Here is a 691-nt window from a genome sequence, read left to right as displayed (position 1 = left end):
CATCACTCAAAATCTGACGATAATTACCTCATATTTAAACGTCCTAAAACTACAAAATAGACTCTCGATACTTAAGAATTTCAGTTAATATCTTCAGCATCCGAATTAGTTAATTATTTGGGTAATGAAGGATGGGAATTAGTAACTTTTAGTCATCACTCAAAATCTGACGATAATTACCTCATATTTAAACGTCCTAAAACTACAAAATAGACTCTCGATACTTAAGAATTTCAGTTAATATCTTCTAATATCTTCAGCATCCGAATTAGTTAATTATTTGGGTAATGAAGGATGGGAATTAGTAACTTTTAGTCATCACTCAAAATCTGACGATAATTACCTCATATTTAAACGTCCTAAAACTACAATATAGACTATCGATTATTAAGAACTTCAGCTAATATCTTTAGCATCCGAATTAGTTAATTATTTGGGTAATGTAAGGATGGGAATTAGTAACTTTTAGTCATCACTCAAAATCTGACGATAATTACCTCATATTTAAACGTCCTAAAACTATAAGATAGACTATCGATACTTAAGAACTTCAGCTAATATCTTCAGCATCCGAATTAGTTAATTATTTGGGTAATGAAGGATGGGAATTAGTAACTTTTAGTCATCACTCAAAATCTGACGATAATTACCTCATATTTAAACGTCCTAAAACTACAAGATAGACTATCGA

It is taken from the genome of Okeania sp. SIO3I5, from assembly GCF_010672085.1.
Lineage (GTDB): Bacteria > Cyanobacteriota > Cyanobacteriia > Cyanobacteriales > Microcoleaceae > Trichodesmium.
Note: the sequence above shows the minus strand (reverse complement) of the source record.